Genomic DNA, 25432 nt, shown 5'->3' on the forward strand with positions numbered 1-25432 from the left:
ATAGATTGACGGAGAAAATTTATCACTGCCAGCCCGTGAAAAATTGACCTGAGATGTTCCCTGTGACTAAATACTCATATTCCCAGAATAATGGATTATTTCTCAGCCCCCTCACGTGGCACAGGATACTTTGATGCGAAACCGCAACAGATTCAATAATCGTATGACGCGTATTATCCTTTTGATCAGTTTCTTATTTTTATTTGGTCGTTTCGTATATTCTTCGATTGGTGCCTGGTATCACCATCAGGATAAAAAAGAACAAAATCAGCAATCTCAGCAAAGTACCCAGTCGACAGAACGTAATAATACGCTATAGGTCCTCTCTACCTCAGGCTGCGCTTTCAAGATGCATTCTGAAGCATTCTCGCGTAGAAAACCAATCTCAGATGTTTGTCTTCATCGACAATAAATGAAGTATGGTTAAAGGTCACCTCCCCCTCCTCCGCTATTTGGAATGTTCGCTGGCCTTCACAACGACCATGAACATCATGCTGGCTCCACAAGGTTTTAAAATCACCCGATATCTCACTCAGCATAGCAACAAGGTTTACCATGTCCTCATCTTCTGGTGCCCGGGCAAAATCACGCCGAAAACTCGCTAATACCTGGGGAGCCTGAGCAGACCAGTCCACAATCTTGCTATTTAACTGACAATCAGAAAATAACATCCACAGCATATTTCGTTCTGATTCCGGACGTTCAGTGAAACCAAAAAGAGAATCAGCAGCCCTATTCCAGCCCAGAACATCCCAGCGTAAGTTAAGAATATAGGAAGGGCGCAGAGTTAAATCATCCAGTAACAGACGGATCATAGGGGATAACTGACACTCTGTCTGAGCCGTCATCGCCGGGGGACGTTGATGAGCCAGCAGAAACAGATGGCGTCGTTCAATTTCATCCATCTTCAGTACCCGGGACAGGTTATCAAGAAAACTCGTTGATACCCGAATACTGCGGCCCTGCTCAAGCCAGGTATACCAAGTAATACCAACCCCTGCGAGTGCCGCAACCTCCTCCCGACGCAGGCCGGGCGTTCGCCGCCGCTTTCCGGCAGGTAACCCAACATCCAAGGGAGAAAGTGACTCACGTCTGTGACGTAAAAAATCACCCAGTTCACTATGAGTTCTGTTCAGTCGGTTGCCCAGCATATTACCCTCAGTAACAGTATAACCAGTTATATAGTAATAGGTTAAACGTTCTGCGACACTCCGACAAGTTTCTTAAAACACCGGAGCTTTTATGACTGATACATCACTACCTGCAACCTGCCCGGCGGAATACCAGGCTCAGCGCCCCGCTTCCCCGATTGCGCTTTTTATCCTGTTACTCGGAGGTTTCATAACCATCTTTGATCTCTTTGTCGTCAATATTGCAGTGGCTTCTATTCAGGAAAGTTTCGAGGCAAGCTTCGCTGATATTGCTTTTGTTATCGCCGGATATGAACTCGCATTTGGTGTACTCCTGATAGCCGGAAGTCGACTCGGTGACCGTCATGGACGGCGGCGATTGTTTATTCTCGGTATGCTGGCCTTCACGTTGTCCTCCTTCCTTTGTGGTGTTGCTGCTTCAGCAACGATATTAATTGCAGCCCGCCTGATGCAAGGTGCTGCAGGCGCACTTTTGTTCCCACAAATTTATGCCTCATTACGTGTCATCTATGATGGCAAGGGACGTAGCAGAGCCTTTGGCCTACTCGGTATGACCCTGGGATTAGCCGCTATTGCCGGACAAGTGATTGGTGGATTACTGGTTGAAATGAATTTGTTCGGACTCGGCTGGCGGGTGGTTTTTTTAATCAATATCCCAGTTGGTATACTGGCAGCTATTGCCGCTCGCACCATTCCGGAATCAAAAGCCCAAACAGATACTGATATCGACTGGGTGGGTGTCATTCTGATTAGCTGCGGGTTATTGCTATTATTACTGCCACTTCTTGAAGGGCCCAATATCGGCTGGCCACTCTGGACAGGATACAGCTTTATTGCAGGTCTTACTCTGACAGCCCTCTTCCTGACCTGGCAATACCGCCTCGCGAATATGGGCGGAACACCGATTATTTCGCTGACATTATTTCGCCAACCGGCTTTCTCTGTCGGCTCTCTGTGTGTCTTACTGATTTATTCTACCGCAACATCACTTTTTCTTTGTTTCGCCCTGTTACTCCAGTCCGGACTGGGGCTTTCTCCCCTTGCTGCCGGGATGATCTTTGCGCCTTGCAGTGTCGGGTTTATCGCCTCCTCACTGTCCGCACCGAAACTGGTGGCTCGTTTTGGCAACAAAATTATTGCTCAAGGTGCTGCGGTCTATGCCGCCGGAATTGCCGGATTAATGGTGATGACCTGGAATTTCAGTCAGGAATCAGACGTTATTCTACTGATTTGGCCGTTAATCGTCTTAGGTTTTGGCCAGGGAATGGCGATGACTCCTATGCTGAATCTTGTGATTGGTTACATAGAAGAACGCCATGCGGGTATCGCAGCAGGATTTATTTCGACCATGCAGCAAGTAGGAGGGGCATTCGGTGTCTCTATTAGCGGTATTTTCTTTATGAATATTTTGACCCGTGACGCCAGTTTAACCACTGCCGCACGCTATCTTGACGCTTTTTCAGGTGCAATGATTTACAACCTGTTTGCTGTTGTTATCGCTATCATTCTGATTATCAGGCTTCTCCAACGTAGTCGTGGTATTGACAAAGAAGTCGGCCGTTAACCGGTCGCTTCCAGCAACAGCAAGTCCATCAGCAAGACCAGATTTGACTCAAAGGAGGTCACACCCGCGGCCTCCGCGGCATAATGGACAGCTTCGTCATATAAGGCAAAATGCAGATCGGCCATGCCTGCCAAACTATTCGCTGATGCACGGGTAAATGCCACCACTGTCATGCCAATATTTTGTGCGATCCTCGCCTTATCCAGTACTTGTTCCGTTTCACCGCTGCGTGAAACGGCAACAAATACCTGATAACGGGCGGCATTACTCAAAAAGATATTGCGGCTATCGCCCGGACCTGAAATAAAAGCAGTTTTACCAAGCACTTGTAATTTTTTAGTCAAATACTCGGCAAATAAATAGGAAAAACCCGCACCATAAAGAAAAAAGCTCTCTTTTTCGCGCAAAAGCTGAGTAAAAGTATGACGTTTTTCTTCGGTAACCCACTGGAAGGTTTGCTGATAATTAGCGACAAACTGGTTAAATAACGCAGGAAGTTCCGGAACATTATTCGTTCGCGTCGCCCACTGTGGCGTTTCTGATAATAGCTGTTTGCAGTGCCAGATAAACTCACTAAAACCGCTAAAACCGAGCTTCTGAGCTAAACGCATTATTGTGGCGGTAGAAACGTAGGTCGCCTCAGCCAATTCACGAACGGTAATATGCCCGACCCGTAAAGGGTGTTCCATTAACCAGGAGAGAATACGATATTCAGCACGCGTTAAATTGGCATCACGCGTTAACAGGGATGAAAGACGAGTATCCATCAGGCTACCCGCCTGAGTGCAGGAATCAGACATTCAGTACGTTTTTTCAGCACATCAGACAGAATATTCCAGCCATCGCGCGTTTTTAAGTACCAATGAATAAGAGTCAAATCACCTGATGACATATGTAGCCCCTGAGCCTGTTAATCAAAATAGGATTGTCGGTGTTTTTTCTCACACCGACAAGTCGCTCAGGGTTTTAGTCACTGATTGCTGACAGCTTCACCATCACGCCAGGCTTGTTGCAAAGCCGGCCAGTAATCGCGGTTAGCCTCAATCATCTCATCGAGAATTAATTTCGCGTGTTCCATTGTCGGTACGGTTCTGTTCAGCGTAAAGGCCTGGAGTGCTTTCTCATAACTTCCCTCAATCGTTGCCTCAACCAGTAGTTGCTCAGATGCCAGTTGCTGCTGGAGCAAGGTCTGGTGGAATAATGGCACCTGACCAATACGTACAGGTTCCGGCCCTTCGCTGGTGATACAGGCAGGTACTTCGACCATGGCATCATAAGGCAGGTTAGTTATCGCTCCTTTATTCTCTACCATCACCAAGTGGCGCTGACGCAGGTTAAAGGCCAGTGAACGGGCCACATCAACAATAAACTCACCATGAACGCCCACATGGAAGGCATCGGACAGAATACCGGTGCGCTTATACTCCGCCGCGGCTGCAAACAGTTTTTTCTCCCGCCCATCCATCACTTCATTGGCGCGGGTATAGTCCGGGTTTTGATGTGCTACTATCTGGTCAGGCATCAGATAATATTGCAGATAAGGATTCGGCAAATACTCCGGGAAGTTATCCATGATTGGCTTAATATTACGCCATGTTTTGACCCATGAAGGATCGGAATGCTGCGGATCGGTTTTTGCTGCATCTTCGGTCAGTAAACCAAAACGGGCAATGTGACGACGTAGCTCCGGGAGTCTGTCCTCACCGTCCACCAGCACTCGGGTAAACCAGCCAAAGTGATTCAGCCCAAAATAGTCCACTTCAAGCTTATGACGGTCAACACCGAGGATCGCCCCCATATTGCGCATCGCTGCGACTGGCATATCACAAATATTCAGCACCCGGGCGTTCGGGCGCAGGCGACGCACACCTTCTGCGACAATGGCTGCCGGGTTTGAGTAGTTCACAATCCAGGCTTTTTTATCCGCATAACGGTCAACCATATCGATAAGCTCAACCATCGGCAAAATAGTACGTAAACCGTATGCCAAACCACCCGGACCACAGGTTTCCTGCCCTACAACACCGTGACGCAGAGGGATTTTCTCATCCTGCTCACGCATTTTATATTGCCCTACGCGCATCTGAGCAAAAACAAAATGCGCACCGCTAAAGGCTACTTCAGGGTTGTCAGTAACGGTAAATTTAATCTCTTGGCTATGGTCACGAATCACTTTTTCCACAACCGGTGCAATGGTGTTCTGCCGTTCGGTATCAATATCATAGAGACGGATTTCCGCGAGCGGAAAATCTGCCAGTCTGACCATCAGACTTTTTACGATACCCGGTGTATAGGTACTGCCGCCACCAGCAATAGACAGAATAAATGGGGGTGTAAACATAATTGTCTCCTTCAGAGAAACGTCTCTACTGCTTCTCGCATTTTCTTGACATGCAGCCCGTAGACCACCTGAACGTTATTACCTTGTTTAATAATGCCTTTGGCACCTGTTGCCTTGAGCCCTGGCTCATCAATCATGGCAACATCTTTAACGGTGACGCGTAGTCGGGTGTAGCAGTTATCCACTACGTCGATATTGTTTGCTCCACCAAGCCCCGCAATAATCGATTTACCTATCTCATGGTTATTACCTCGAGCCTGATACTCTTGCTTACTGTGCAGACGAGTCTCCTCTTCATCTTCTTCGCGGCCCGGCGTCTTCATATTTAATTGCACAATCAACAGACGGAAGGTGATGAAATAAAGCCCGAACATGATGAGGCCCACAAGGATATACATCGGCCAGTTAGACTTCTCGCTACCCAGCGGCAAGTTATAGAGAATAAAATCGATGAAACCGTTAGCACCGATAGCGTGAACGCCAAACAGTGAAAACAACACCATGCCTATTCCTGTTAATACGGCATGAACAACAAACAGCAAAGGTGCGACGAACAGAAAAGCAAATTCAAGTGGTTCAGTGACCCCGACCAGCATGGCAGTGAGGGCGGCGGGTAACAGGATTGCTTTTGCCTGAGTCTTACGTTCTGGTTTAGCTGTCACGTACATGGCGAGTGCCACGGCTGGCAGACCAAACATTTTGCTGATACCACGCGCATCCCATACCACCGTGCTACTCAGTTGCTTGACATCCTGACAGGCCATTTCGGCGAAGTAGATATTACGTGCACCATGGTATAGCGTTCCGCAGACCTCTTTTGACCCACCCAGTTCGGTGTAAAGGAAGGGGGTATAGACCAGATGATGCAGTCCGGTCGGCACCAGAATACGCTCAAGGAAACCGTATATCGCGACCCCAAATGGCCCGGAGTCTTTTATTGCCAGGGCCATCGAGCTAATGCCGTGCTGAACATAGGGCCAGACTTCGCTCATGACCACACCAAGCAGAATAGAAACCGGCAGCATGATAATGGCGACAAAACAGTGTCCGGAATAAATTGCCATCACCCCGGAAAACTGAACGACGGAGTATTTGTTATACAGATAACCGGCCAGAGCCCCGGTCAGAATACCAGCAAAGACGCCCATTTCCAGGACCTGTACCCCCAGCACCATTGCCTGTCCTCCCATACGCATCTGCGCTGCGGGTAACAGCTGTCCCTGAATCTGTAATGTCACATTCATCGCATTAATAAACACCACAAAAGTGACCAGCCCTATCAACGCTGCATATCCCTTATCCCGGCTCGCCAGGCCAATAGGAATGCCAACGGCAAATACCAGACCTAAATTGACCAGCAATGAAACGGCTGATTTAGCAATCAGCTGTCCGGTATGCTGAATAAACGGGTGGCCAAGAAACGGAAGGTATTCCGCTAAATTGCCATTACCCAGCACATTACCGAACGCAATAAATAATCCGACAATGGGTAAGATAAGCACCGGTCCGTACAGCGACTTTCCAAAATTTTGTAGGGCATTAACGGCTCGTTTCATAGAGGTCTCTCTCAATAGGCGCGCACTTTCTGTGCGTCTCGCTCGTCAAATTAACAGGATTACAAGAGAGATATCCAGCTATCTTGTTGTTTTTAAAATAAATGACGTTAAAGGTTACATGTAACCTTTGGAGCTGTGATCAAGGTAACAGAGGGATTGAGCAGGCCAATCGGGAAAGCGTTGTTCACTGCCGTTTCATTGCGGGGGATAAAATTAAGGCGAAGGTTACTGATATTAATTATCATTATCTTCTTTCAACGATAAAATGTTATCTTGATTCATCACTTACAGAAACGTAACTTATTAATTAAAATGAAAAAATCCATCTTCAGCTGTCTGCTGGTATGTAGCTCCCTGGTATTAGCGGCTTGTCAGCACCAGACATCGTCTGAAACAGCCAACTCACTCATTCCTGAAGGTTCACGTATTCAAAATATCCGGACAGGTGCAGCACTGACCCCTCAACAACTGCTTAAGGTGCTAAGTGATGCCCCGATGGTGATCGTGGGTGAAGAGCATACCAATATCGCACATCACGAGATTGAACTGTGGCTTCTGCAAAACCTGCAACAGAAACGCCCTCAGGGTAGCGTGCTCCTGGAGATGATTACTCAGGATCAACAGCCGGTTATCGATGAAGCCAGACAATCCCTGGCAACAGGAAAAAGCCTGAGCGAGTCACAAATACAAGAGACTATTCGCTGGAATAAAGGCTGGCCATGGCCGATGTATGGCAAGCTCGTGACAGAAGGATTGAAAGGCCCAGCCCCGCTGCTGAGTGCCAATATCTCACGTGCCAGAATCACAGAAATTTATCAGGACTCGACCTTCCCGGCAGGCGAGCACAGTTCACAGAAGGCGGTTCGGGACAAAATATCTGACACTATTACAGTCATGCATGGAGGCAATATTGAAGCCAAACAACTCACGGCAATGCTGGCTATCCAACAACATCGCGACCGCTTTATGGCCGGGCAATTACTGAATGCACCACAACCCGCCCTGCTGTTTGTTGGCGGATACCATGCGGCTAAAGATGTCGGCGTACCGTTGCATATTCAGGATCTGAACGGCAAGCCAGCAGTGGTGCTGATACTCTCAACTCAAGGCACAACCGTCAGTGCAGCTCAGGCGGATTATGTCTGGTATGTTCCGACTATTAAAAAATAACGGAATAATACAGGCACAGAATAACACCGTTTTAACGTTCTTTCTGACAGAGGGGTAATACCTTCCTGTCAAAAAGAACGTTAAATATTACATACCCGTCACCAAAATTGCGCTAAATCAAATTCACTGCAAATAGCTATAAAATCCTCTGGTCAGTCTGCAAAATTAAGCCTAGCTTAAAGATGTATTTAAAATACAACTTATAAAGATAGGTGAGATTATGTTTTGTGTGCAATGTGAACAAACTATTCGTACGCCAGCCGCTAACGGCTGTGCTTATGCCCAAGGTATGTGCGGTAAAACCGCCGAGACGTCCGACTTACAAGATCTGTTAATTGCGACGCTACAAGGGCTTTCCGCCTGGGCCTGTAAAGCGCGTGAATACGATATTATTGATCATGAAGTCGACAACTTCGCCCCTCGCGCCTTTTTCTCAACGCTGACAAATGTCAATTTTGACTCAATACGTATCGTCGGTTATGCGCGCGAAGCCATCGCTAAACGCGAGGCACTGAAAGCTATCTGCCTTACGCTAGACGTCAATGCCACAGTGGATCACCCAATGGCAGATTTACAGCTCGTAAGTGGCGATCTCGGGGATTTACAAAAACAGGCAATGGCGTTTGTTCCTAACCGTGACAAAGCTACGATTGGCGAAAATGTTCTCGGCCTGCGTTTACTCTGCCTGTATGGTCTGAAAGGTGCCGCAGCCTATATGGAACATGCTCATGTGCTGGGCCAGTATGACAACGCTATCTATGCCCAATATCACAAGATTATGGCGTGGCTGGGTACCTGGCCTGCTGATATGAACGCATTGCTTGAATGCTCAATGGAAATCGGTCAAATGAATTTTAGCGTCATGCGAATTCTTGATGCCGGTGAAACCAATGCCTACGGCCACCCAACACCTAACCAGGTCAACGTTAAAGCCGTCGCGGGTAAATGTATTCTTATTTCCGGGCATGATCTGAAAGATCTTTATCATCTGCTACAACAAACCGAAAATACCGGCGTTAACGTCTATACACATGGCGAAATGCTTCCCGCACATGGTTACCCTGAGCTACGTAAATTCAAACACCTGGTCGGTAACTACGGCAGCGGCTGGCAGAATCAACAAGTTGAATTTGCCCGCTTCCCGGGCCCGATTGTGATGACCTCCAACTGTATTATCGATCCTGCTGTCGGTTCCTATCAGGATCGTATCTGGACTCGCAGCATTGTCGGCTGGCCGGGCGTCAATCACCTGGAAGAGGATGATTTTAGCCCGGTGATAAATCAGGCATTGCAGTTAGAGGGTTTCCCCTACAGTGAAATCGAGCATCTGATAACCGTGGGTTTTGGCCGCCAGACATTGCTGGGTGCGGTGGATACGCTGATTGACTTAGTTAGCCGGGAAAAACTGCGCCATGTCTTCCTGGTCGGTGGTTGTGACGGTGCACGCGGTGAGCGTAATTACTTCACTGATTTCGCGACTCAAGTTCCGGAAGATTGCCTGGTCCTGACACTGGCCTGCGGTAAATATCGCTTTAATAAACTCGATTTCGGTGACATTGAAGGACTGCCGCGTCTGATTGATGCCGGACAGTGTAATGATGCTTATTCCGCCATCATACTGGCCGTCACACTGGCAGAAAAACTGGGTTGCGGCGTCAATGAACTCCCGTTGTCACTAGTGTTGTCATGGTTTGAGCAAAAAGCCATTGTTATCCTGCTGACGTTGCTGTCATTAGGCGTCACTAATATTGTAACCGGCCCAACTGTACCCGGTTTTCTGACACCTGATTTGCTCGCGGTGCTCAATGAAAAATTTGGTCTGCGTCCCGTCACTACCGTTGAGCAAGATATGCAGCAGATGCTGAACGTATAAGGGGGTAATCATGACTATGCCAACTTCCCAGTGCCCGTGGCGTATGCAGGTACATCATATTCATCAGGAAACACCAGATGTCTGGACACTGTCGCTGCTCTGCCACGATTATTATCCCTATCGCGCAGGCCAGTACGCGCTGGTCAGTATCGGGAATAACAGCGATACACTGCGAGCCTACACCCTGTCTTCAACTCCAGGTGTCAGCGAGTACATCACACTGACAGTACGACGTATTGATAATGGCGCAGGTTCGAACTGGCTGACCCAGAATGTAAAACGAGGTGACTATCTCTGGTTATCTGATGCCCAGGGTGCATTTACCTGCGACCACATCACCAGTAAAAAAATATTATTACTGGCAGCGGGTTGTGGCGTGACTCCAGTCATGTCGATGCAGCGCTGGCTGGCCGCTTTTCGTCCTGAGGTAGATGTGCAGGTTATCTACAGTGTACGTTCCCCAAAAGATGTTATTTTCGCTGATGAGTGGCAAGACTATAAGGTCAGTCTGGTCGCAGAAAATGATGCCTGTGAGGGTTTTATGTCGGGACGTTTGACGGAAGCAATGTTAAACGCGGTGCCAGAACTCACTGAACGTACCCTGTTCTGCTGTGGTCCGGCCCCTTATATGGACTGGGTTGAAAATGCGGCACATAAACTGGGTGTCACAGATTTCTATAAAGAGCAGTTCTTTACCCCGATTGCGGCCCCCGTTACTGAAGGCATCAAATTCACTAAACTGTCCCCTGAAAAAACCTTCTTCGCGGCACGGGGCCATTCCCTGCTGCAAGCGATGGAAAGCAATCAGGTACCCGTGAATACCGCCTGTCGCGAAGGAGTATGTGGTTGCTGTAAAACTCGGATTATTTCCGGTGAATATAACGTCAGTAGCACGATGACCCTCACCGAACAGGAAATAGCCAATGGCTATGTACTGGCTTGCGCCTGCCAGCCGGTAAGCGATTTGGTACTCGCCTGAGAACCCGAACAACGCCCTTTCATAAGTTTAAGGGCGTTTCTCTTCACGGAAACATCCTCATCAATAAAACCTCAAAGCGCCTGCCGATACTTGTAACTCATTGGTAATAATAAAATCTTTATCGGAATCGATAAGTAGGAGCAGCTTAAACGATGAATATGCTGCATCGGTATAAAACCATTCAGCACCCTATTCGGTCGTTCGTGATGATAAAACCATTGCCATTTTGCCGCATATTCCTACAACTCATTCAATGATGAAAACAGGCTCTACCCCAGCCAGCGGAAGCTAGAAGGATAGCTTAAACCGGTTTATCGCGACTGGAATCATGAAGGCGCTCAAGCTCAGTTTTTTGCTGTTCAGTGATGAAGATTTTCATGGTGGATAGCATGATCCTCTGTTGTCAACAAATCGAGCATCTTCAATGATCACGGGTATATACCCAAAATAATTCGAGTTGCTTATAGGCGCCCAGTTCAGCCCGTCGATGAGCATAGATACACTCTGTGATTCGGCGGGCTGGACGCAGGCAACACCCAAGCAACTTGAAGTATGACGGGTATAAATCCATTATATTGGATACAACGGCTATTATAACGCTCTCCTAAAACAAGACAGTTATTGTTATACTTTCCGTTTTGATATTTACAGAGAACAAATAAAACACTCAATGAATGAATAACAAAATAATTAACAAGCCTATTATATAATCCGTATTTTAATATAGGACTATTATGATTGACTAAGATAAAATCAGCTTTAAGATGGTGATTGAAAATGACGACTCGCTTATACTCACCCTCGTATTTCAAGAAAAAAGACATGGAGGTTATATGAATACAATCACCGATCAAAAACCAGTATCATCGTCAAGTCAGTTACATGAACGATTAATTATTTTAAATCAAAGTGTAAAAGGTATGCTTCCTACCATTAACACCAGAAACGTTGGTGAGATATTACACTTACCTCAACAAACAACAGCCCTGGCTTGGAATTGGTCAAAGGGTTTTAATTATTAATTTAAATAATATCATCATATATACCCAAAATAATTCGAGTTGCTTCTAGACAAAAAGAGAAGGCAGTCGATGAGCATAGATGGACTATGTGATTCGGCTGCCTGAACGCCAGCAACACCCAAGAAACTCGAAGTATGACGGGTATATATATATGCACTTGAAGTATAAAAACATAACTAAGTGATTAAACTAACAGGTATCGCTGCTGATGAATTTAAATATATTCATTAATGACTTAAAACTAAAACCCGCAGCAACTCTTTTAGCTCTGGTGATTACTGTTATTGGCTTGGCGGCGACAGTGCTGGTCATTATGCTTTATATTACTGACCGCAGTATTGATCGGAGTCTCTCTGAATCTCAACAACTATATCGTATTGAAAGTCAGTTCAATCTCCCTAATGGCGATACTGTGCGTTCAGCGAAAACTCCTTTTCCACTAGTCGAAGCACTACAAAAACATCCCGATATTGAGAGCGTGGGCTATACTTGGCGGCTGGATGCCCAACTCAATCACCGAGGGAGTACGATCCCCCATATATCTGTATTTGCCGTTACACCTGCATTTATGGAACAACTTCATCCTTTTCGTAATCATTTGCCGGCTCCAGGACCACATGAGATCTACATCACTGCGGATTTTAATCGCCAGTATCTCGGACTGGATGAGCCCCTTGGTAAAATAGTTGATCTGGGAAAAAGTGGGCAGTTTATTATTAAAGCGCTTGTTGAGCCACGTCCCAATAGTAGTCTTAATTTACCGGCCATTATTGCCTTCACTCCCGACCTGGTAGATGAGTATCAGGATAAGCGGCTGGACTGGTATGATACCCATGTCTATGCCTTTGCTCATCTTCACTCCGGTCACTCACATTTTAATCAACAGATACTGTCTGATATCGTCACCCGTGACGCACCACAACTGGCGGGTGTACCTTTTACGCCGTCATCATTTCTTACTTTTAGTGCCCGACAGATCCAGGATATGCATTACAACCATGGCTATGCCGATGAATTTGCTACTACACGCGCAAAGTCATTACTTTATATTCTGTATATTGCCGCGCTGTTTGTCCTGCTTTCTACAACGATCAATTTTTTCAATATCAACGGTATTCTCAATACAGCCAGACTACCCAGCCTGCATATCAAACGCAGCATCGGTGCCTCAAATCGTCAGCTTCTGACAGAATCACTCAATCTGTTATTACCGCAGTTTCTTATAACAGTGACATTAGCAGGCTTTTTCCTCTGGGGGTTAGTACAGCTCTCACCAGATATCAATAACCTGTTCGCTCATCAGTCAGTAATACAAATACTGGAAATTTTTACCGGCGTAGCGCTGTTTATCGGCTTGATTATGCTGAGTTCGCATGTTCTCAATCTTTCACTGTTTATATACGACAAACAAACTTCACATAGTTTAAGCCGCTATCAACACAGGCAAACTGATTACAATAATCGGATCATAATGGTGATACAGCTTGTGGTGACAGGTATTACTGTTTATCTGTGGGCTGGGGTAATGACGCAAAATTATACCGCGGAAAATACCGATTTTGGTTATCAGAAAACGCACCGCTTAACATTCTCGCTGGATGAGGGATTTTATTCGTCGGGTAGTGTGCATGAGTTACAACAAAGACTCAAAGAAATAGAAGAAACCTCAAATCTCAGCTTAAGCAGCTGGCAGCCCTTTGATATGTCGCGCCAGATACTCAGTGTGCAACATGCTCAGCAGTCAGTACATGACCAGTTCACTACCGTTAATGCTCTCTTTGCAGATAAAAACTTTATCGATGTCTGGGGATTAACCACGCTAGCAGGTCAGAAAAGCAGGCTGTTAGCCAGCTCAGACGATCGTGTATCGCATGCTATTGTCACTCGGGAATTTATGCATGCAATGGGACAAAAGAGCTTCGATGAAGTGCTTAATACTCGCTATTACATTCCCTATCCAGAACAGCAACAGGAGCTGCGCGTATTGCAAATAGTGGAGGATTTCGATCTCGGAGAACACCTTTCCTCCCCACAACCGCTAATCATTTTTATCAATGATCGACTGGAAAAATTTGCAACACTTTCATATTCGCATCAACAGCATCTGCCAGCCCTTATCACACTACTTAAACGCTATGGCCCCCCAGGTCTGTCAATACAAACAGTAGAGCAAATTCATAACCACCATTTTCAGAACTCTCACCTGATGCTCAGTGTCATCATGCTTACCGCAATACTGGCACTGGTCGTTATGGTGATAAGTACCCTGATTATTAGTATTTCGGAAGCACAACGATTAAACAGCACACTAAAAATTATGGAGGCAGTGGGAGGCTCTGTTGCCACCAGCATGTTTTTTTTTCTACGACTTTATGTCCTGCCAATAGTGCTTTCGTTAGCCGTCGCACTTCTTCCGGGTAGCCTGTTATTAAGAAGCTGGTTACAGCAGTATCCGTCTATAAGCGGAGTTGTCTACATCAATGCGTTTGGCTCTCTGTTACTCCTGGGTCTGGTGGTTATTTCCATCATGGCGATAGCATTAGTGCTGTGCAATGTTCAGGGCACACGACACCAATTAAAGAGAAAGCCAGCCTGATGGATATCCAACTGGACAACAAAAATACAGCGCATCGATTAGCAAAAGGGCTAGTCGCTCTGGCGCTGATTCTGTTTGCCCTGTTATTTCTGTGGCTGATAACACTTTTCAGGACAGAAAAGATAACACGCATACCCTTAGCCAGTATCACTCTTCATTCCGTACAACGCGGCACATTTACTGATCGACTAGTAACGCGAGCAGTGGCAATACCGGGTAAAAGTGTAATGGTAACCTCTGAACGCGGCGGCACGATAACAACTCTTCGCCAGGTTGAGTCCAGTAAAATTAAAAAAGGCGATCTTATTGCCCAACTCTCCAATGATGACTTTGTTTTACAAGTGACATCGCGAATTGCCGATGTTACTGAACAAATCAATAATCTACGTAATATTCGTCGGTTGCTGGAAAAAGATGACCTTGAAACGCATCTGGCTCAGCAAGATGCTCAGTATCAAACAGATAAACGCCATAAAGAGGTGGTGCGTAAAAAAGTATTGTACGAACGCGGTATTATGGAAAAAGCCACCTATGAACAACTGCTGGATGAACTGACATACTGGAAAAAACGCAACAGGATTTTAACCACTTATCAGGAACAGCAAGAAAGTGTGCACCCGTTACGACTTACGGAAATAGAGGCTTCACTCAACTATCTGGAAAAATTGATAAAACAGACAGAGAAAAGCCTGGAAAAACTCACCATTACAGCACCGATCGACGGCATTCTTTCACCCTTAACAATGAAAATTGGCCAGCAAATTAAAGCTGGGGAACAAATCGCCACCTTAGATAATACAGGAAGTTATTATTTTGAAACCTTATTAAGTGAATACTATCTGGACAAAATCAAACCCCAGGACAGTGTCATCGCCCATTATGCTGGTACCGATATACCACTCATTATTATCTCGGTCTCATCTCAGGTAGAAAACGGTAAATTTATTGCAAGATTTGCTCTTGCTCATCCGCAACTCTTGTCGCTAAAGCGGGGGCAATCTGTCGATCTACAAATATCATTAGCAACCACATCAGATGTATTACATGTCCCTTCTAACGCCGTTTTTATCGAAGAAAAGAGTACCTCAGTTTATCTCTATGATGAGAAACAGCATCGCGCCTTTAAAACCGCTGTTGTGATTAAACGTCAGGGTGAAATAGAGTCGGAAATAACCAGTGGAGTGTCATCAGGGCAACAAGTTGTTGTCTTTACTGACAGCCACATAGCCAAATCGAACATTATTGAGTTTGAATAATATGATAAATCTGGAACATGCCGAAAAGGCTTATACCACACGAACAATCAAAACGCTGGCACTACGCGATATAAATCTGCGTGTCGAAGCTGGGGAGTTTGTCTCTATTATGGGGCCATCCGGCTCAGGTAAAACAACATTACTCAATGTAATTGGGATGTTTGAAACACTGGATACTGGCCGATTGCAACTGGCTCAGCAGGAAGTCACTCAGATGACTTACAGCCAAAAAATAGCACTTCGCCGCCAGCTGATTGGTTATATATTTCAGTCCTTCAATTTGATTGAATTTATGTCGGTATATGAAAATATCGAGCTACCCCTTAAGTATCGCAGTGTACCAAAGACTGAGCGCAAAAGTCGCGTAACACAAACACTTGAACAATTCGGATTATCCGCCAGAGGAGCCCATTATCCGGCACAGCTTTCCGGAGGCCAGCAACAGCGAGTGGCTATAGCTCGCGCGATGATTTCCCGGCCAAAGATCATTTTAGCCGATGAACCCACAGGGAATTTAGACAGTAAAAACAGTAGCATAGTATTAAATCAGCTAACCGAAATTAACCAGATGAGCACCACCGTTATTATGGTCACCCATTCTTTAGAAGCAGCAGATTATGCCGGACGGCATCTGATAATGAAGGATGGATATCTTACATGACAGAGAAGGAGGTTATAAATGAATGGAATCATACCTACTATTCAGCTCGAGACAAATCTAACATCAATGCTAAATGCAAGTGAGCTCGAAAAAATTGCCACTCAAGATTATCGACAAATGAGTGCTTACCTAATTGGTCAAATATCTGAACGAGATTTATTAGATACTGAAGAACAAAATATTTTTCATATTGAGATACAACGAGAAATTACAGTACAACCACTGATTGCAAAAAAATTAGTTATCGTATTAAAAGCAACTCGTTTATGTAATTTACGCTGTACTTATTGCCACTCCTGGGCTGAAGGCCCTAATCAAACAATGTCATTTGAGATAATGGCAATTATTATCCATAAAATATTATCCATTCCAAATATTAAACGATTTGAGTTTGTCTGGCATGGTGGTGAAGTAACGCTGCTTAAACCATTGTTCTTTCAAAAATTAATATGGCTACAGCAAAAATTCAAGAAACCAGAACATCATATTACTAACTCAATGCAATCAAATGTAGTGAATATTTCGGATGATTGGTTATCCTTTATCAAAGGAATTGGAATGCATGTTGGTATTAGCTTGGACGGTGTCCCTGCTATTCATGATTCTCGTAGAGTCGATTACAGGGGTAGAGGAACTTCACAACGTGTTGCATTGGGAATTGAAAAACTTAAGAGACATAACATACCCTTTGGAGCCTTAATCGTTGTTGACAAGCAAGTATATAAAACTGATCATCGAAAAATGTTAGATTACTTCATAAAAATAGGTCTTAATAATATCGAGTTTCTTAACATCGTCCCTGATAATCGTATTCCCTCTGGAGATAAAATAGATAGTAGTTATATTACTTATGCTGATTTCATTTCCTTTCTGACTCAAATATTTATAATTTGGTGGAATGAATACCGCACAAAAATAGTTATTCCACAATTTAGTGATTTTATCCACGCAATAAAATTCCCAGGAACTCAATTAGCTGCCTGTTACTGGTCTGAAAATTGTTCGCAGGAAGTCATTACGATTGAGCCAAACGGAAACGTATCCCCCTGTGATAAATATGTAGGTGATGCAAATAGCCAGTATGGATCATTATTGAAAAACGATCTGGCAAACCTTCTAGCCAATTCGAGGCATAACCAAACAGCAAGGCGTGAGGAGCAGGATGTTTTTAATAAAATGCGCCAGTGTCGCTGGTTTTATCTATGCCAAGGGGGATGTCCGCACGATCGGGTGATTAATCGGCGGCATGTCGTTGGTTATCAGGATGACTGTTGTGGTACAGGAAAACTATTAGCGGTAATTGCTGAATTTTTAGATAAGGAACAGAATACTGTCTTATCATAGATACATGTTACTTCAAAAAACAGGAATTAAAAAATGAACCCAGCGAACCTGATGCTACCTGACGGAATGCAAAAAGCGGTATGTGATAAGTACAACTTATCCGCACATCCCCCCGAGGATAGGGTTGCGATAGCATTGGGCACGCTGCATAAATCCCCCATTTATGGAACCCGAGTCGAACTCCCTGAAAACGGTACGATAAGCTGGTTTATTCACTGCGGGGAGCATTCATCTGCAAACGATTTTTATCAGCCACTTCACACCCATCATTTAACAGAAACCCTCCCTGAGGTCATGAAATACCTTTTCCTCCCGGCTGGAGTAAAATTTATTATCGACCGGGAGGGTTATGAGGATGTATGGATGAATGAGTCTAATTCATCTGTCGAATAAGCTGCTCTCTGCTCTTATTTATCACGAATCGCATTTTCATTTTTTACTGATGATATTAACAGACACAGAGATGCAGCCAGCAAAACTAAATCTTTTAAAAGAAACTGCCCTATTCCGGCAGAGATAGCGGGAAATCCACCTAAAGAACTCTCAAAAACACCCGGAGTGGTAATGAAAAACGTGATTGTGACCAAGAATGTCACAGATGACATAAGAGCATCGAGGATTGAAAACAAAGCACTAAAAGAGCCAATAACCAGCAATACACCCGTCGTTATCTCGGCAGCGCCAAGAAAATAGCTTGCACCTTGTATCCCAAAAAGAGTATGTAACCAGCTCATAATAGGGCTATTTTCAATAAATGGAGCAATACCGGCAGCCTCGTATGCCGTAAATTTCATTCCTCCAAACCAGAAAAACATCACCACAAGAGACCATCTTAAAAAAGATAAATCACGGTATGACCCTGAGTTTTTTCAGCCACAAAAAAAAGATTACTTATTCATAATATACATTCCTGGAAAGTATATTTAAGCTTATTAGCAACACATCCATTACAAATAAACAACAATTTAAATGTACATTAAAATTTTATTTCATGGTTCTATTTACATGAGTGAACAAAACGCATACTCAACTTCAGACACGCTATTAAGTTCATTTAATATATCATTCATCTCCTCTGGTGTTATTGATGTAAAGGCTTTTTTAGTCGTGATATCAATTACTCAGGAATAAATGGATGAAATATTAAACGAGTTCAATCAGATTTCTGAGGTGGATAATGCATTTTGATAAATTACATAATCAATTGATATTAAAGATTTTTATATTTATTTTAATTATTGACTCTGTAAGTGTTCCAGCAAAAAGAACCATTCTCTTTTAGAGATTTTACAACATCCTAAATATGTCCTCAGAGGAGCTAAACACATGTAATGTGTGTACAGGCTCATCCACGAGCGGAATATAAGTCTTGCTTATCACATTTTAATAATCCGATTTTTACGACCTGATTGAATTATTTTTCACAAGTCAGAGAAAATATGTCAATGTATACCCGCAATCATTGAAGATGCTTGATTTATTGACAACAGAGGATCATGCTATCCACCATGAAAATCTTCATCACTGAACAGCAAAAAACTGAACTTGAGCACCTTCATGATTCCAGTCGTGATAAGCCGCTTTGTGATCGCATTAAAGCTATCCTTCCAGCTTCCGAAGGCTGGAATTCTGCAATGACTGCTCAGGCCACCAAAATTAGTTACGGCTGGATACGCAAAGGCGACAGAAAAGCGGTAAAAACAACGGGTAGCCGTATCCGGCTGAATATTATGGGGACGCTGAACCTGAAGGCTCCGGAAAGCCCAATAATCTGCGAATATAAAACGATTAATGAGCATAAAGCATCCAGTTTTTTCAATGAGATAAGAGAATTTACCGAATTATAGCCAGAAAACACATGTCATTCTGGATGGTGCGGGTTACCACCGTTCACAATTGGTAAAGGACTGGGCGCAGGTGGTGAATATAAAGCTGCATTATCTTCCACCGTACAGCCCGAACCTGAACCCCATAGCGCGAATGTGGAAATTAATGAACGAACATACCCGAAATAACCGTTATTTCAGTAGTGCACGGGAGTTCAGCGATGTGATATCGGTATTTTTCAAATCGACGCTACCGGATATAGCTGAAACTCTTACATCCTGAATTAACGAGCACTTTCAGGTGCTTAAATCTGCGCCCTGAGGGTTATTGGATATATCCACCTTAATCTGGAAGATGTATACATGGACGAACTTATAATCTTTGGCTGTATCATTCTTTTTTTCGTGGTGATTGTGGTGCCGGTACTGGCCATTATTGCTTTCAATCGCAGCTCAGCGCTGAAGTTTGAACTTGTTCATCTTCGTCGTCGTGTTGAACAATTAGAGCTGGCAGGCGTTCAGTCTGCACCTGTCGAACCGACTGCCTTCACAACGCCTCGATCTGTTGTCAGCGTCGATAATCCTTCCTCAGCGCCCATCATGGCAGAGGAGCGAGTTCCTTATGCCGTTCAGACTGCTCCAGTCATTCCGGTGAGTAAAGAGGCGGAAACCCCCACTTCAATCCTGAGAGATAAACCTTCTGCGTTCGACGGCATGGTCACTTCGTTGATACGCTGGTTTATGCAGGGCAATCCGCTGGCAAAACTGGGTATCATCCTGCTGTTCCTCGGCCTCTCTTTCCTGCTGCGCTATACCGTGGAGCATTCGTTGTTCCCGCTGGAATTGCGTCTTGCCGCAACCGGACTGGGAGCGATGGCGCTGCTCGGTATGGGCTGGCGGTTACGCCATAAGAAGCCGCTGTACGCGCTTATCCTGCAAGGAGGAGCGACAGGTGTACTTTATTTAACGGTATTTGGCGCTTTTCATCTGTGGAAAATGCTGCCGATGACTCTGGCCTTCGCGCTGCTGGTATTGATTTGTGCCGCAAGCGTCGGCCTGGCGGTGCTACAAAAGGCACTCAGTCTGGCGTTACTGGCAAGTCTGGGGGGTTATCTTGCGCCGCTGTTACTCTCTACGGGCGGTGGCAGCCACGTGGGGTTGTTCTCCTTCTATCTGCTTCTGTCGATAGGGATACTTGCCATCAGCGCCTGGCAGCACTGGCGGGAGCTGAACCTGCTCGGGCTGCTGTTCACTTTTGGCGTGGGTGGTTTATGGGGTCTGCAAAGTTACCAGCCTGAGTTTTATCTCAGTTGTCAGTTGTTCCTGCTCGCTAACGTGATTTTGTTTGGTGTACTGAGCGTTGCGCTATCGCTGCGGGCGCAGCAAAAGGGCAAACGGATAGTCGACGGCGTGCTGCTGTTTGCCCCGCCGCTGATTGGTTTTGGTATGCAGTATGCCATCACCCAAGACACGCGCTACGGCCCGGCACTGAGCGCGTTAGGTTTTGGCGCATTGTATATCACTCTTGCGTGGCTGGCGCTTCGTCGCTTCCCATCGCTTGGAAAAATGTTTGTGCTGGCGGCGGCGGTGCTTGGCGGCGCATTTGTCACGCTGGCTATTCCGCTGGCACTTTCCGCACGCTGGACGTCCATGGCCTGGGCGCTGGAAGGGCTGGGAATTTTGTGGCTGGGTATGCAGCAACAGCAGCGTCGGATGAGCTACAGCGGCACCGCTCTTTTGCTACTGTCCGTACTCTGCGGCATCAAGGCATTGGACCAGACAATTGTACCACTCTCCCTACTGACGATTTTTATCGTGCTAAGCCTCTGTTGGCTGGCGGCATCGTGGCTATGGCGTGGCGATAAACTACCACTCAGCCTGCCGCTGCTGATTGGGGGGATCCTGTTCTGGCTAATCGCGCTGGCAGGAGCGTCGATGATGGCGTTTGGCGAAAACCAACATGCCGGATTTGGTGTGCTGGGGGGGCTCGCGCTGTCGATTTGGCTCTGGCGTTACGGCGCAAACCGCCTGACGTGGCCGGAGTTGGGTTTATCCGTCTGGCTACTGTGGCCTGCGATGTGGCTGGCGTTACTGTCGCAGATTGCCCAAGGGCATATTTTTAGCGCTGGTTGGAACAATCTTGCCTGGTTCCTGGCATTGCCTTCAGCCCTACTGATGCTGAAGCTTGAGGCTGACAGAGCGCAGCAAAGCATCTCACAGGTCCTGCATCTGGCTCTGTTCTGGCTGCTGCTGTTGACGGTGGCAATAGAACTGTGGTGGTTTGTCGATGACCTGGGATGGGGAATGGACGCATGGCGCAGTGGTCTCCTCATGGCGGCGAGCGCGCTTGTGATCCTGCTGGTGAATCAGGCAATTCGTCGTTCTCTCTGGCCGTTTAACCGCTGGCCTGCACTGTATGGTGTTTTTGGCGTCGCCCCGGTTCTTCCGGTTTTAGTCGGGCTGCTGCTGTTTGCTAATCTTCAGGATGGCTCTGTGATTTACCGGGGCTATCTGCCGCTGGTAAACCCGCTGGAGGAGGGAGCTGGGTTTGCCCTGTTGGCACTTTGGTATTACAGCCATTTTGCAGAACGTCATTGCACTGCGTTTACCTGTGAAATTCGTCACTGGCGACCTCTGGTGTTCGCGGGGCTTGGTTTCTGGTGGCTCAATGGCATGCTGTTGCGCACGCTGGCTTGGTATGGCGAAGTCACCTGGTACTTTGGTGACCTGTGGCATTCGCGTCTGATCCAGACCACATTTACCCTGTTCTGGATGCTAACCGCGCTGGTAGTGATGCTGTGGGCAACCCGCCGCCACTCACGGCATGAATGGCTCGGTGGTGCAGCACTGCTGGGTGTTGTGATTGTCAAATTGATACTGGTCGACAGTGCGCGCGGCGGCGGTCTGGCACGGGCAATAGCCTTTATTGGCGTGGCAGTTCTGGTGTTGATTATCGGCTATTTTTCCCCGCTGCCACCAAAGGCGGAGTTGCCGCAAAATTCAGGAGAAGAAAAATGAAAGGACTTAAGCATATTGTGTTTGCGGCGCTGTTTTGCAGTACGTTGCCTGTGCAGGCCGCAGAACAAGCGGCAGAAACTCCCCAGGATTATGCTTTTGGTGCAGCACTTACCACACCGTCCGCTTCGCTGTGGTATCACCTTGCGCTGCCCGAGGCAATCTATCAGCAAAGCAGCTGGCCCGACCTTCGCGACGTGCGGGTTTTTAACCAGCAGGGTGAAAGCATGCCGTTTGCGTTGCAGACACAGATGATCCCTTCCACCGTACCCGAACCCGTTGAGCTTCGCCTATTCCCACTGGATATTTCTCCGCTCAGCAAAGGGGAAGAGAGCGGTGAAGAAACGGTGGTGCTGCGCGGAAGAGGTGGCGTGGAGATAACGCTGCGGAGCGAAGCGGTAAAATCGTTCGCCCAGAGCTGGCTACTGATGCTGCCAGAAGATCAGACTTCACCGCTGTCCGTTTCACAGCTGCGTCTCAACTGGACAACGCCTACGGGTAACTGGCAGGGGAAAATGTCCGTCTGGTCGAGCCGCGATCTGAACAACTGGAGCAGCGAAAACGAAGGCGTAATCATGATGGATCTCACAAGCGGGACCGATAAGCTCAGGATCAACGCCCTCGACCTGGATCTGACGATGTCGGCCTCATCCCGGCGCTATCTGCTGCTGGTGGCGGACTCGACGCAAAAAGAACTGACGCTGACTCAGGCTGAGGTCATTCGTCAGAGCACCCAGCCGCGTCCGAAGCTGATTGAAGTAAAAGGCAGTGTACAGAAAGTCTCCGATCGCGAAGTGGTCTGGCAATGGGCACAGCCGCAACCTTTGACGTCGCTGCGGATCGCACTTAACAGCGAAGGCATAGTGCCTGCAGATTTAGCCTGGCGTGATTCCGCGAAGGGAGAATGGATGCCGCTGAAAAAAGAGGTGTTGTACAGACTGAAATACCAGCAGTCTGAAGCCATTGCGCTTTCCGGTCAGCCGGTGCAGGCAGTCAAAATGACCGTTGCCAAAGCCCATCTGCTGGATGAATTGCCAGATGCGAGTGGTAGCCGTGAAGAACAGTTCCTGACCTTCAACGCTCAGGGAAAAGGCCCGTACCTGCTGGCGTGGGGAAATGGGGCAGCACTTCATGAGGCGGTTCCGCTTGACACGTTAATTCCGGCAGCCCTGCGGAAAAACGATCCGGTGGATGCCCTGCCGTGGGCCACGGAACAGGAAACAATAACGCTTGGCGGTGAAGCACGTCTGACCGCCACATCAGTGGATGAACGGGAAAGCCAGTGGAAAACGCTACTGGTGTGGGGCGTGTTGATCCTCGGCGTTCTTGTGCTGGCAGGCATGGCCTGGCGAATCTGGCGTGAGGTGAAGGACGATAAAACGCTCCAGTAACCTGATGATATAGCTGGCAGAGCGTATCGCCGGTGAGAAGAACTTCACGCCACCAGTGCCGTACAAAAAAAGCCTGCAATTACGCGGGCTTAGAGGTACTTTACTGCCATCTGGTTTACTATGGTGTGTTAGCCGGAAAGTTTCTGTATTTTTTGATCTGACTGATCAAAAATAACGTCTATGAAGCCAGGTTTCGCCAACCTTAGTAGGAATAAACGAAGAGTTGAAAGAATTACGCAACGTGTTTTAGATGGTCTAATTCTGGTAGAGACATTGTCTGTCTAATAACTACTATGTGCTTTATTGTCACTACGAAAATACAGTAAACGACAAAAAGCGGAATATTGTGAGGTATATTTTATGAAATTAAGAGTTATTGCGGCAATGACGGCTTTGAGTTTATTAGCTGGCTGTCAATCTACATCGTTATCAAACTCAAACAAATCAAAGATCCCGTTGGTTGACTTAAGTAAAAAACTCGAAGGATCTCAGCACAAAGTGTGGAAAGGTGCCTCATATAAGGGAATACGAAATAAGTTGTAAGAAGGAGAAATAATTATCTTTAAGGATGTGGAAGCTAGACCATCATACAATAACTCAGCCTATTACTACCTGGGTTATATCTATTCGGAGGACGGTCAGTTACTTTTTGATAAAAAGTACGCATTATCTGATGTAGGCGTTGTTCAAGCGTTAATAAAATTGACAAAACTATTAACCCTGAGGTTATTAATTCCTCAAGAGGTATTCATTACCACGGTAATCCTGATGTAGATTACGGTTTTTCTTCAACATACTGGAAAAGTTCAGGAGGCGATACGCCAGAAGCAATACCCGTAAAAAATTATAAATCGTCAATTGGAGATTTACTTAAAGTTGCTGAAAATAATTGGAGAGGATTATATTTAAACTGTATATCAAATAACGTTTACGCAAGTTTTAACAATAAAGAAAACATATACGCCTCAGACAAAGAAAATATAACCATTACAGTTTCATTCCCGTATTCTAAAGGAAAAAACTATAAATCTAAAGCTTTAGGATACACTGGATTCTCATTAAAAATAGATCCGTATATTGAGCGAATATTACTTGAAGAAGACGCGATTAAATTTGTGGCATATAGTAACACTAATCGTAGATTTACAGAAATTACTGCATACAATAATGGTTTAGCGGAAGCTTATGCACGTGTAAAAAATAGTTGTCATATATAGCTATACCTGAAGCAGTTTACTGAATTTGGCCTCCTGAATAAAGGTGATATCATCACCTCATAACTTAAACAGGTGACATTATGACCGGGCGTAACAGACATAATTTTAGCTCCGAGTTCAGACTATAGGCGACCCAACTTGTACTTGATCAGCATGACACTGTAGCGCGTCGGGTGCCGCTACCGCAATGAATGTTGGTAAATCTACTATGGATAAATAGGTTCGACAGCTGAAAGAAGAACGTGGTAGAAAGTCACCCTTAGCTTCACCAATGCCCCCGAACAGATTGAAATACGCGAGCTAAAGAAAAGACTTCAACGCGTTGAAATGGAAAGAGATATACTAAAAAGGCTACCGCGCTCTTGATGTCAGACTCCCTGAACAATTCTCATTAGTTGAGAAGCTCAGGCGCGGTTTCCCGTTGCCGTTGTGTGCAATTGTCCACTACCCCTAAATGAGACAGCTATAAT

At 45.9% G+C, this 25432-nt stretch carries 18 protein-coding genes and 3 pseudogenes; 15 read left to right on the forward strand and 6 right to left on the reverse strand.

Translation table 11 applies throughout. From position 1 onward, the window contains the following. Nucleotides 1–115 precede the first annotated feature (115 nt). Nucleotides 116–319, forward strand: a complete 204-nt coding sequence (locus Q1A40_RS04010) for a YfgG family protein (protein WP_299998147.1) — start codon at nucleotides 116–118, stop codon at nucleotides 317–319. 25 nt (nucleotides 320–344) lie between these two features. Here Q1A40_RS04010 and Q1A40_RS04015 read toward each other — a convergent pair whose 3' ends face one another. Further along, nucleotides 345–1151 (reverse strand): helix-turn-helix transcriptional regulator, encoded by an 807-nt coding sequence (locus Q1A40_RS04015; RefSeq protein WP_299998148.1) that lies wholly within the window; start codon nucleotides 1149–1151, stop codon nucleotides 345–347. A 91-nt stretch (nucleotides 1152–1242) separates the two neighbouring features. Between Q1A40_RS04015 and Q1A40_RS04020 the strand changes: the two genes are divergently transcribed. Beyond that, entirely contained in the window at nucleotides 1243–2715 is a 1473-nt protein-coding gene (locus tag Q1A40_RS04020; RefSeq protein WP_299998149.1) for an MFS transporter, read from the forward strand. Here Q1A40_RS04020 and Q1A40_RS04025 read toward each other — a convergent pair. From Q1A40_RS04025 to Q1A40_RS04035, 3 genes are all read right to left on the reverse strand, one after another. Continuing rightward, complete coding sequence (locus tag Q1A40_RS04025; protein WP_299998340.1) at nucleotides 2712–3482, reverse strand: MurR/RpiR family transcriptional regulator; 771 nt, start codon at nucleotides 3480–3482, stop codon at nucleotides 2712–2714. The two genes, Q1A40_RS04020 and Q1A40_RS04025, sit on opposite strands and share 4 nt — an antisense overlap. A gap of 203 nt (nucleotides 3483–3685) precedes the next feature. Continuing rightward, nucleotides 3686–5056, reverse strand: a complete 1371-nt coding sequence (locus Q1A40_RS04030) for a 6-phospho-alpha-glucosidase (protein ID WP_299998150.1) — start codon at nucleotides 5054–5056, stop codon at nucleotides 3686–3688. Nucleotides 5057–5067: 11 nt separating this feature from the next. After that, nucleotides 5068–6612, reverse strand: coding sequence for a PTS transporter subunit EIIC (locus tag Q1A40_RS04035; protein WP_299998151.1), 1545 nt, complete (start codon nucleotides 6610–6612; stop codon nucleotides 5068–5070). A 312-nt stretch (nucleotides 6613–6924) separates the two neighbouring features. Between Q1A40_RS04035 and Q1A40_RS04040 the strand changes: the two genes are divergently transcribed. From Q1A40_RS04040 to hcr, 3 genes are all read left to right on the forward strand, one after another. Beyond that, nucleotides 6925–7782 carry a ChaN family lipoprotein gene (locus Q1A40_RS04040; RefSeq protein WP_299998152.1) on the forward strand — a complete coding sequence of 286 codons (858 nt, stop codon included), beginning with the start codon at nucleotides 6925–6927 and terminating at the stop codon, nucleotides 7780–7782. A gap of 220 nt (nucleotides 7783–8002) precedes the next feature. Next, nucleotides 8003–9655: a hydroxylamine reductase gene (gene hcp, locus Q1A40_RS04045; protein ID WP_299998153.1), complete on the forward strand. Its 1653-nt coding sequence runs from the start codon at nucleotides 8003–8005 to the stop codon at nucleotides 9653–9655. A 10-nt stretch (nucleotides 9656–9665) separates the two neighbouring features. Further along, the gene (hcr, locus tag Q1A40_RS04050) at nucleotides 9666–10634 is read left to right on the forward strand and encodes an NADH oxidoreductase (protein ID WP_299998154.1); all 969 of its coding nucleotides are present in this window, start codon (nucleotides 9666–9668) and stop codon (nucleotides 10632–10634) included. Nucleotides 10635–10780: 146 nt separating this feature from the next. On the opposite strand, the pseudogene Q1A40_RS04055 reads toward hcr, so the two are convergent. After that, nucleotides 10781–10921: pseudogene (locus Q1A40_RS04055) on the reverse strand (IS3 family transposase); the annotation flags it as partial. 546 nt (nucleotides 10922–11467) lie between these two features. Between Q1A40_RS04055 and Q1A40_RS04060 the strand changes: the two are divergent. From Q1A40_RS04060 to Q1A40_RS04085, 6 genes are all read left to right on the forward strand, one after another. Then, entirely contained in the window at nucleotides 11468–11656 is a 189-nt protein-coding gene (locus tag Q1A40_RS04060; RefSeq protein WP_299998155.1) for a hypothetical protein, read from the forward strand. 208 nt (nucleotides 11657–11864) lie between these two features. Then, nucleotides 11865–14252, forward strand: a complete 2388-nt coding sequence (gene darB, locus Q1A40_RS04065; RefSeq protein WP_299998156.1) for a darobactin export ABC transporter permease subunit — start codon at nucleotides 11865–11867, stop codon at nucleotides 14250–14252. Further along, entirely contained in the window at nucleotides 14252–15508 is a 1257-nt protein-coding gene (gene darC / locus Q1A40_RS04070) for a darobactin export ABC transporter periplasmic adaptor subunit (RefSeq protein ID WP_299998157.1), read from the forward strand. Before darB ends, darC begins: the two co-directional genes overlap by 1 nt. A 1-nt stretch (nucleotide 15509) precedes the next feature. Then, nucleotides 15510–16169 carry an ATP-binding cassette domain-containing protein gene (locus Q1A40_RS04075; protein ID WP_299998158.1) on the forward strand — a complete coding sequence of 220 codons (660 nt, stop codon included), beginning with the start codon at nucleotides 15510–15512 and terminating at the stop codon, nucleotides 16167–16169. 18 nt (nucleotides 16170–16187) lie between these two features. Continuing rightward, on the forward strand, nucleotides 16188–17513 hold the full coding sequence (darE, locus tag Q1A40_RS04080) for a darobactin maturation radical SAM/SPASM protein DarE (protein ID WP_299998159.1): 1326 nt from the start codon (nucleotides 16188–16190) through the stop codon (nucleotides 17511–17513). Between the two features lie 33 nt (nucleotides 17514–17546). Then, nucleotides 17547–17906 (forward strand): hypothetical protein, encoded by a 360-nt coding sequence (locus tag Q1A40_RS04085; protein ID WP_299998160.1) that lies wholly within the window; start codon nucleotides 17547–17549, stop codon nucleotides 17904–17906. A 14-nt stretch (nucleotides 17907–17920) separates the two neighbouring features. Here the strand turns inward: Q1A40_RS04085 and Q1A40_RS04090 are convergent, their stop codons facing one another. Beyond that, entirely contained in the window at nucleotides 17921–18328 is a 408-nt protein-coding gene (locus Q1A40_RS04090) for a YkgB family protein (protein ID WP_299998341.1), read from the reverse strand. Nucleotides 18329–19009: 681 nt separating this feature from the next. Here Q1A40_RS04090 and Q1A40_RS04095 point away from each other — a divergent pair. The 4 genes and pseudogenes from Q1A40_RS04095 to Q1A40_RS04110 form a co-directional block, all read left to right on the forward strand. Continuing rightward, a pseudogene (locus Q1A40_RS04095) lies at nucleotides 19010–19622 on the forward strand (IS630 family transposase). Between the two features lie 80 nt (nucleotides 19623–19702). After that, on the forward strand, nucleotides 19703–22357 hold the full coding sequence (locus tag Q1A40_RS04100) for a DUF2339 domain-containing protein (RefSeq protein ID WP_299998161.1): 2655 nt from the start codon (nucleotides 19703–19705) through the stop codon (nucleotides 22355–22357). Further along, nucleotides 22354–23745, forward strand: coding sequence for a DUF3999 domain-containing protein (locus Q1A40_RS04105; protein ID WP_299998162.1), 1392 nt, complete (start codon nucleotides 22354–22356; stop codon nucleotides 23743–23745). The genes Q1A40_RS04100 and Q1A40_RS04105 overlap by 4 nt, the downstream gene beginning before the upstream one ends. 1260 nt (nucleotides 23746–25005) lie before the next feature. Then, a pseudogene (locus Q1A40_RS04110) lies at nucleotides 25006–25407 on the forward strand (transposase); the annotation flags it as partial. Nucleotides 25408–25432: the final 25 nt, after the last annotated feature.

Source organism: uncultured Cedecea sp. (assembly GCF_947498825.1).
Classification (GTDB): domain Bacteria; phylum Pseudomonadota; class Gammaproteobacteria; order Enterobacterales; family Enterobacteriaceae; genus JGM124.

Bases quoted from the DNA above. Each gene is read 5' to 3' on its own strand.
- Q1A40_RS04075 (WP_299998158.1), top strand. From the start codon at position 15,510: ATGATAAATCTGGAACATGCCGAAAAGGCTTATACCACACGAACAATC.
- darB (WP_299998156.1), top strand. From the start codon at position 11,865: ATGAATTTAAATATATTCATTAATGACTTAAAACTAAAACCCGCAGCA.
- Q1A40_RS04015 (WP_299998148.1), bottom strand. From the start codon at position 1,151: ATGCTGGGCAACCGACTGAACAGAACTCATAGTGAACTGGGTGATTTT.
- hcp (WP_299998153.1), top strand. From the start codon at position 8,003: ATGTTTTGTGTGCAATGTGAACAAACTATTCGTACGCCAGCCGCTAAC.
- Q1A40_RS04025 (WP_299998340.1), bottom strand. From the start codon at position 3,482: ATGGATACTCGTCTTTCATCCCTGTTAACGCGTGATGCCAATTTAACG.
- darE (WP_299998159.1), top strand. From the start codon at position 16,188: ATGAATGGAATCATACCTACTATTCAGCTCGAGACAAATCTAACATCA.
- hcr (WP_299998154.1), top strand. From the start codon at position 9,666: ATGACTATGCCAACTTCCCAGTGCCCGTGGCGTATGCAGGTACATCAT.
- Q1A40_RS04105 (WP_299998162.1), top strand. From the start codon at position 22,354: ATGAAAGGACTTAAGCATATTGTGTTTGCGGCGCTGTTTTGCAGTACG.
- Q1A40_RS04040 (WP_299998152.1), top strand. From the start codon at position 6,925: ATGAAAAAATCCATCTTCAGCTGTCTGCTGGTATGTAGCTCCCTGGTA.
- Q1A40_RS04035 (WP_299998151.1), bottom strand. From the start codon at position 6,612: ATGAAACGAGCCGTTAATGCCCTACAAAATTTTGGAAAGTCGCTGTAC.
- Q1A40_RS04085 (WP_299998160.1), top strand. From the start codon at position 17,547: ATGAACCCAGCGAACCTGATGCTACCTGACGGAATGCAAAAAGCGGTA.
- Q1A40_RS04030 (WP_299998150.1), bottom strand. From the start codon at position 5,056: ATGTTTACACCCCCATTTATTCTGTCTATTGCTGGTGGCGGCAGTACC.
- Q1A40_RS04060 (WP_299998155.1), top strand. From the start codon at position 11,468: ATGAATACAATCACCGATCAAAAACCAGTATCATCGTCAAGTCAGTTA.
- Q1A40_RS04090 (WP_299998341.1), bottom strand. From the start codon at position 18,328: ATGTTTTTCTGGTTTGGAGGAATGAAATTTACGGCATACGAGGCTGCC.
- Q1A40_RS04100 (WP_299998161.1), top strand. From the start codon at position 19,703: ATGGACGAACTTATAATCTTTGGCTGTATCATTCTTTTTTTCGTGGTG.
- Q1A40_RS04020 (WP_299998149.1), top strand. From the start codon at position 1,243: ATGACTGATACATCACTACCTGCAACCTGCCCGGCGGAATACCAGGCT.
- darC (WP_299998157.1), top strand. From the start codon at position 14,252: ATGGATATCCAACTGGACAACAAAAATACAGCGCATCGATTAGCAAAA.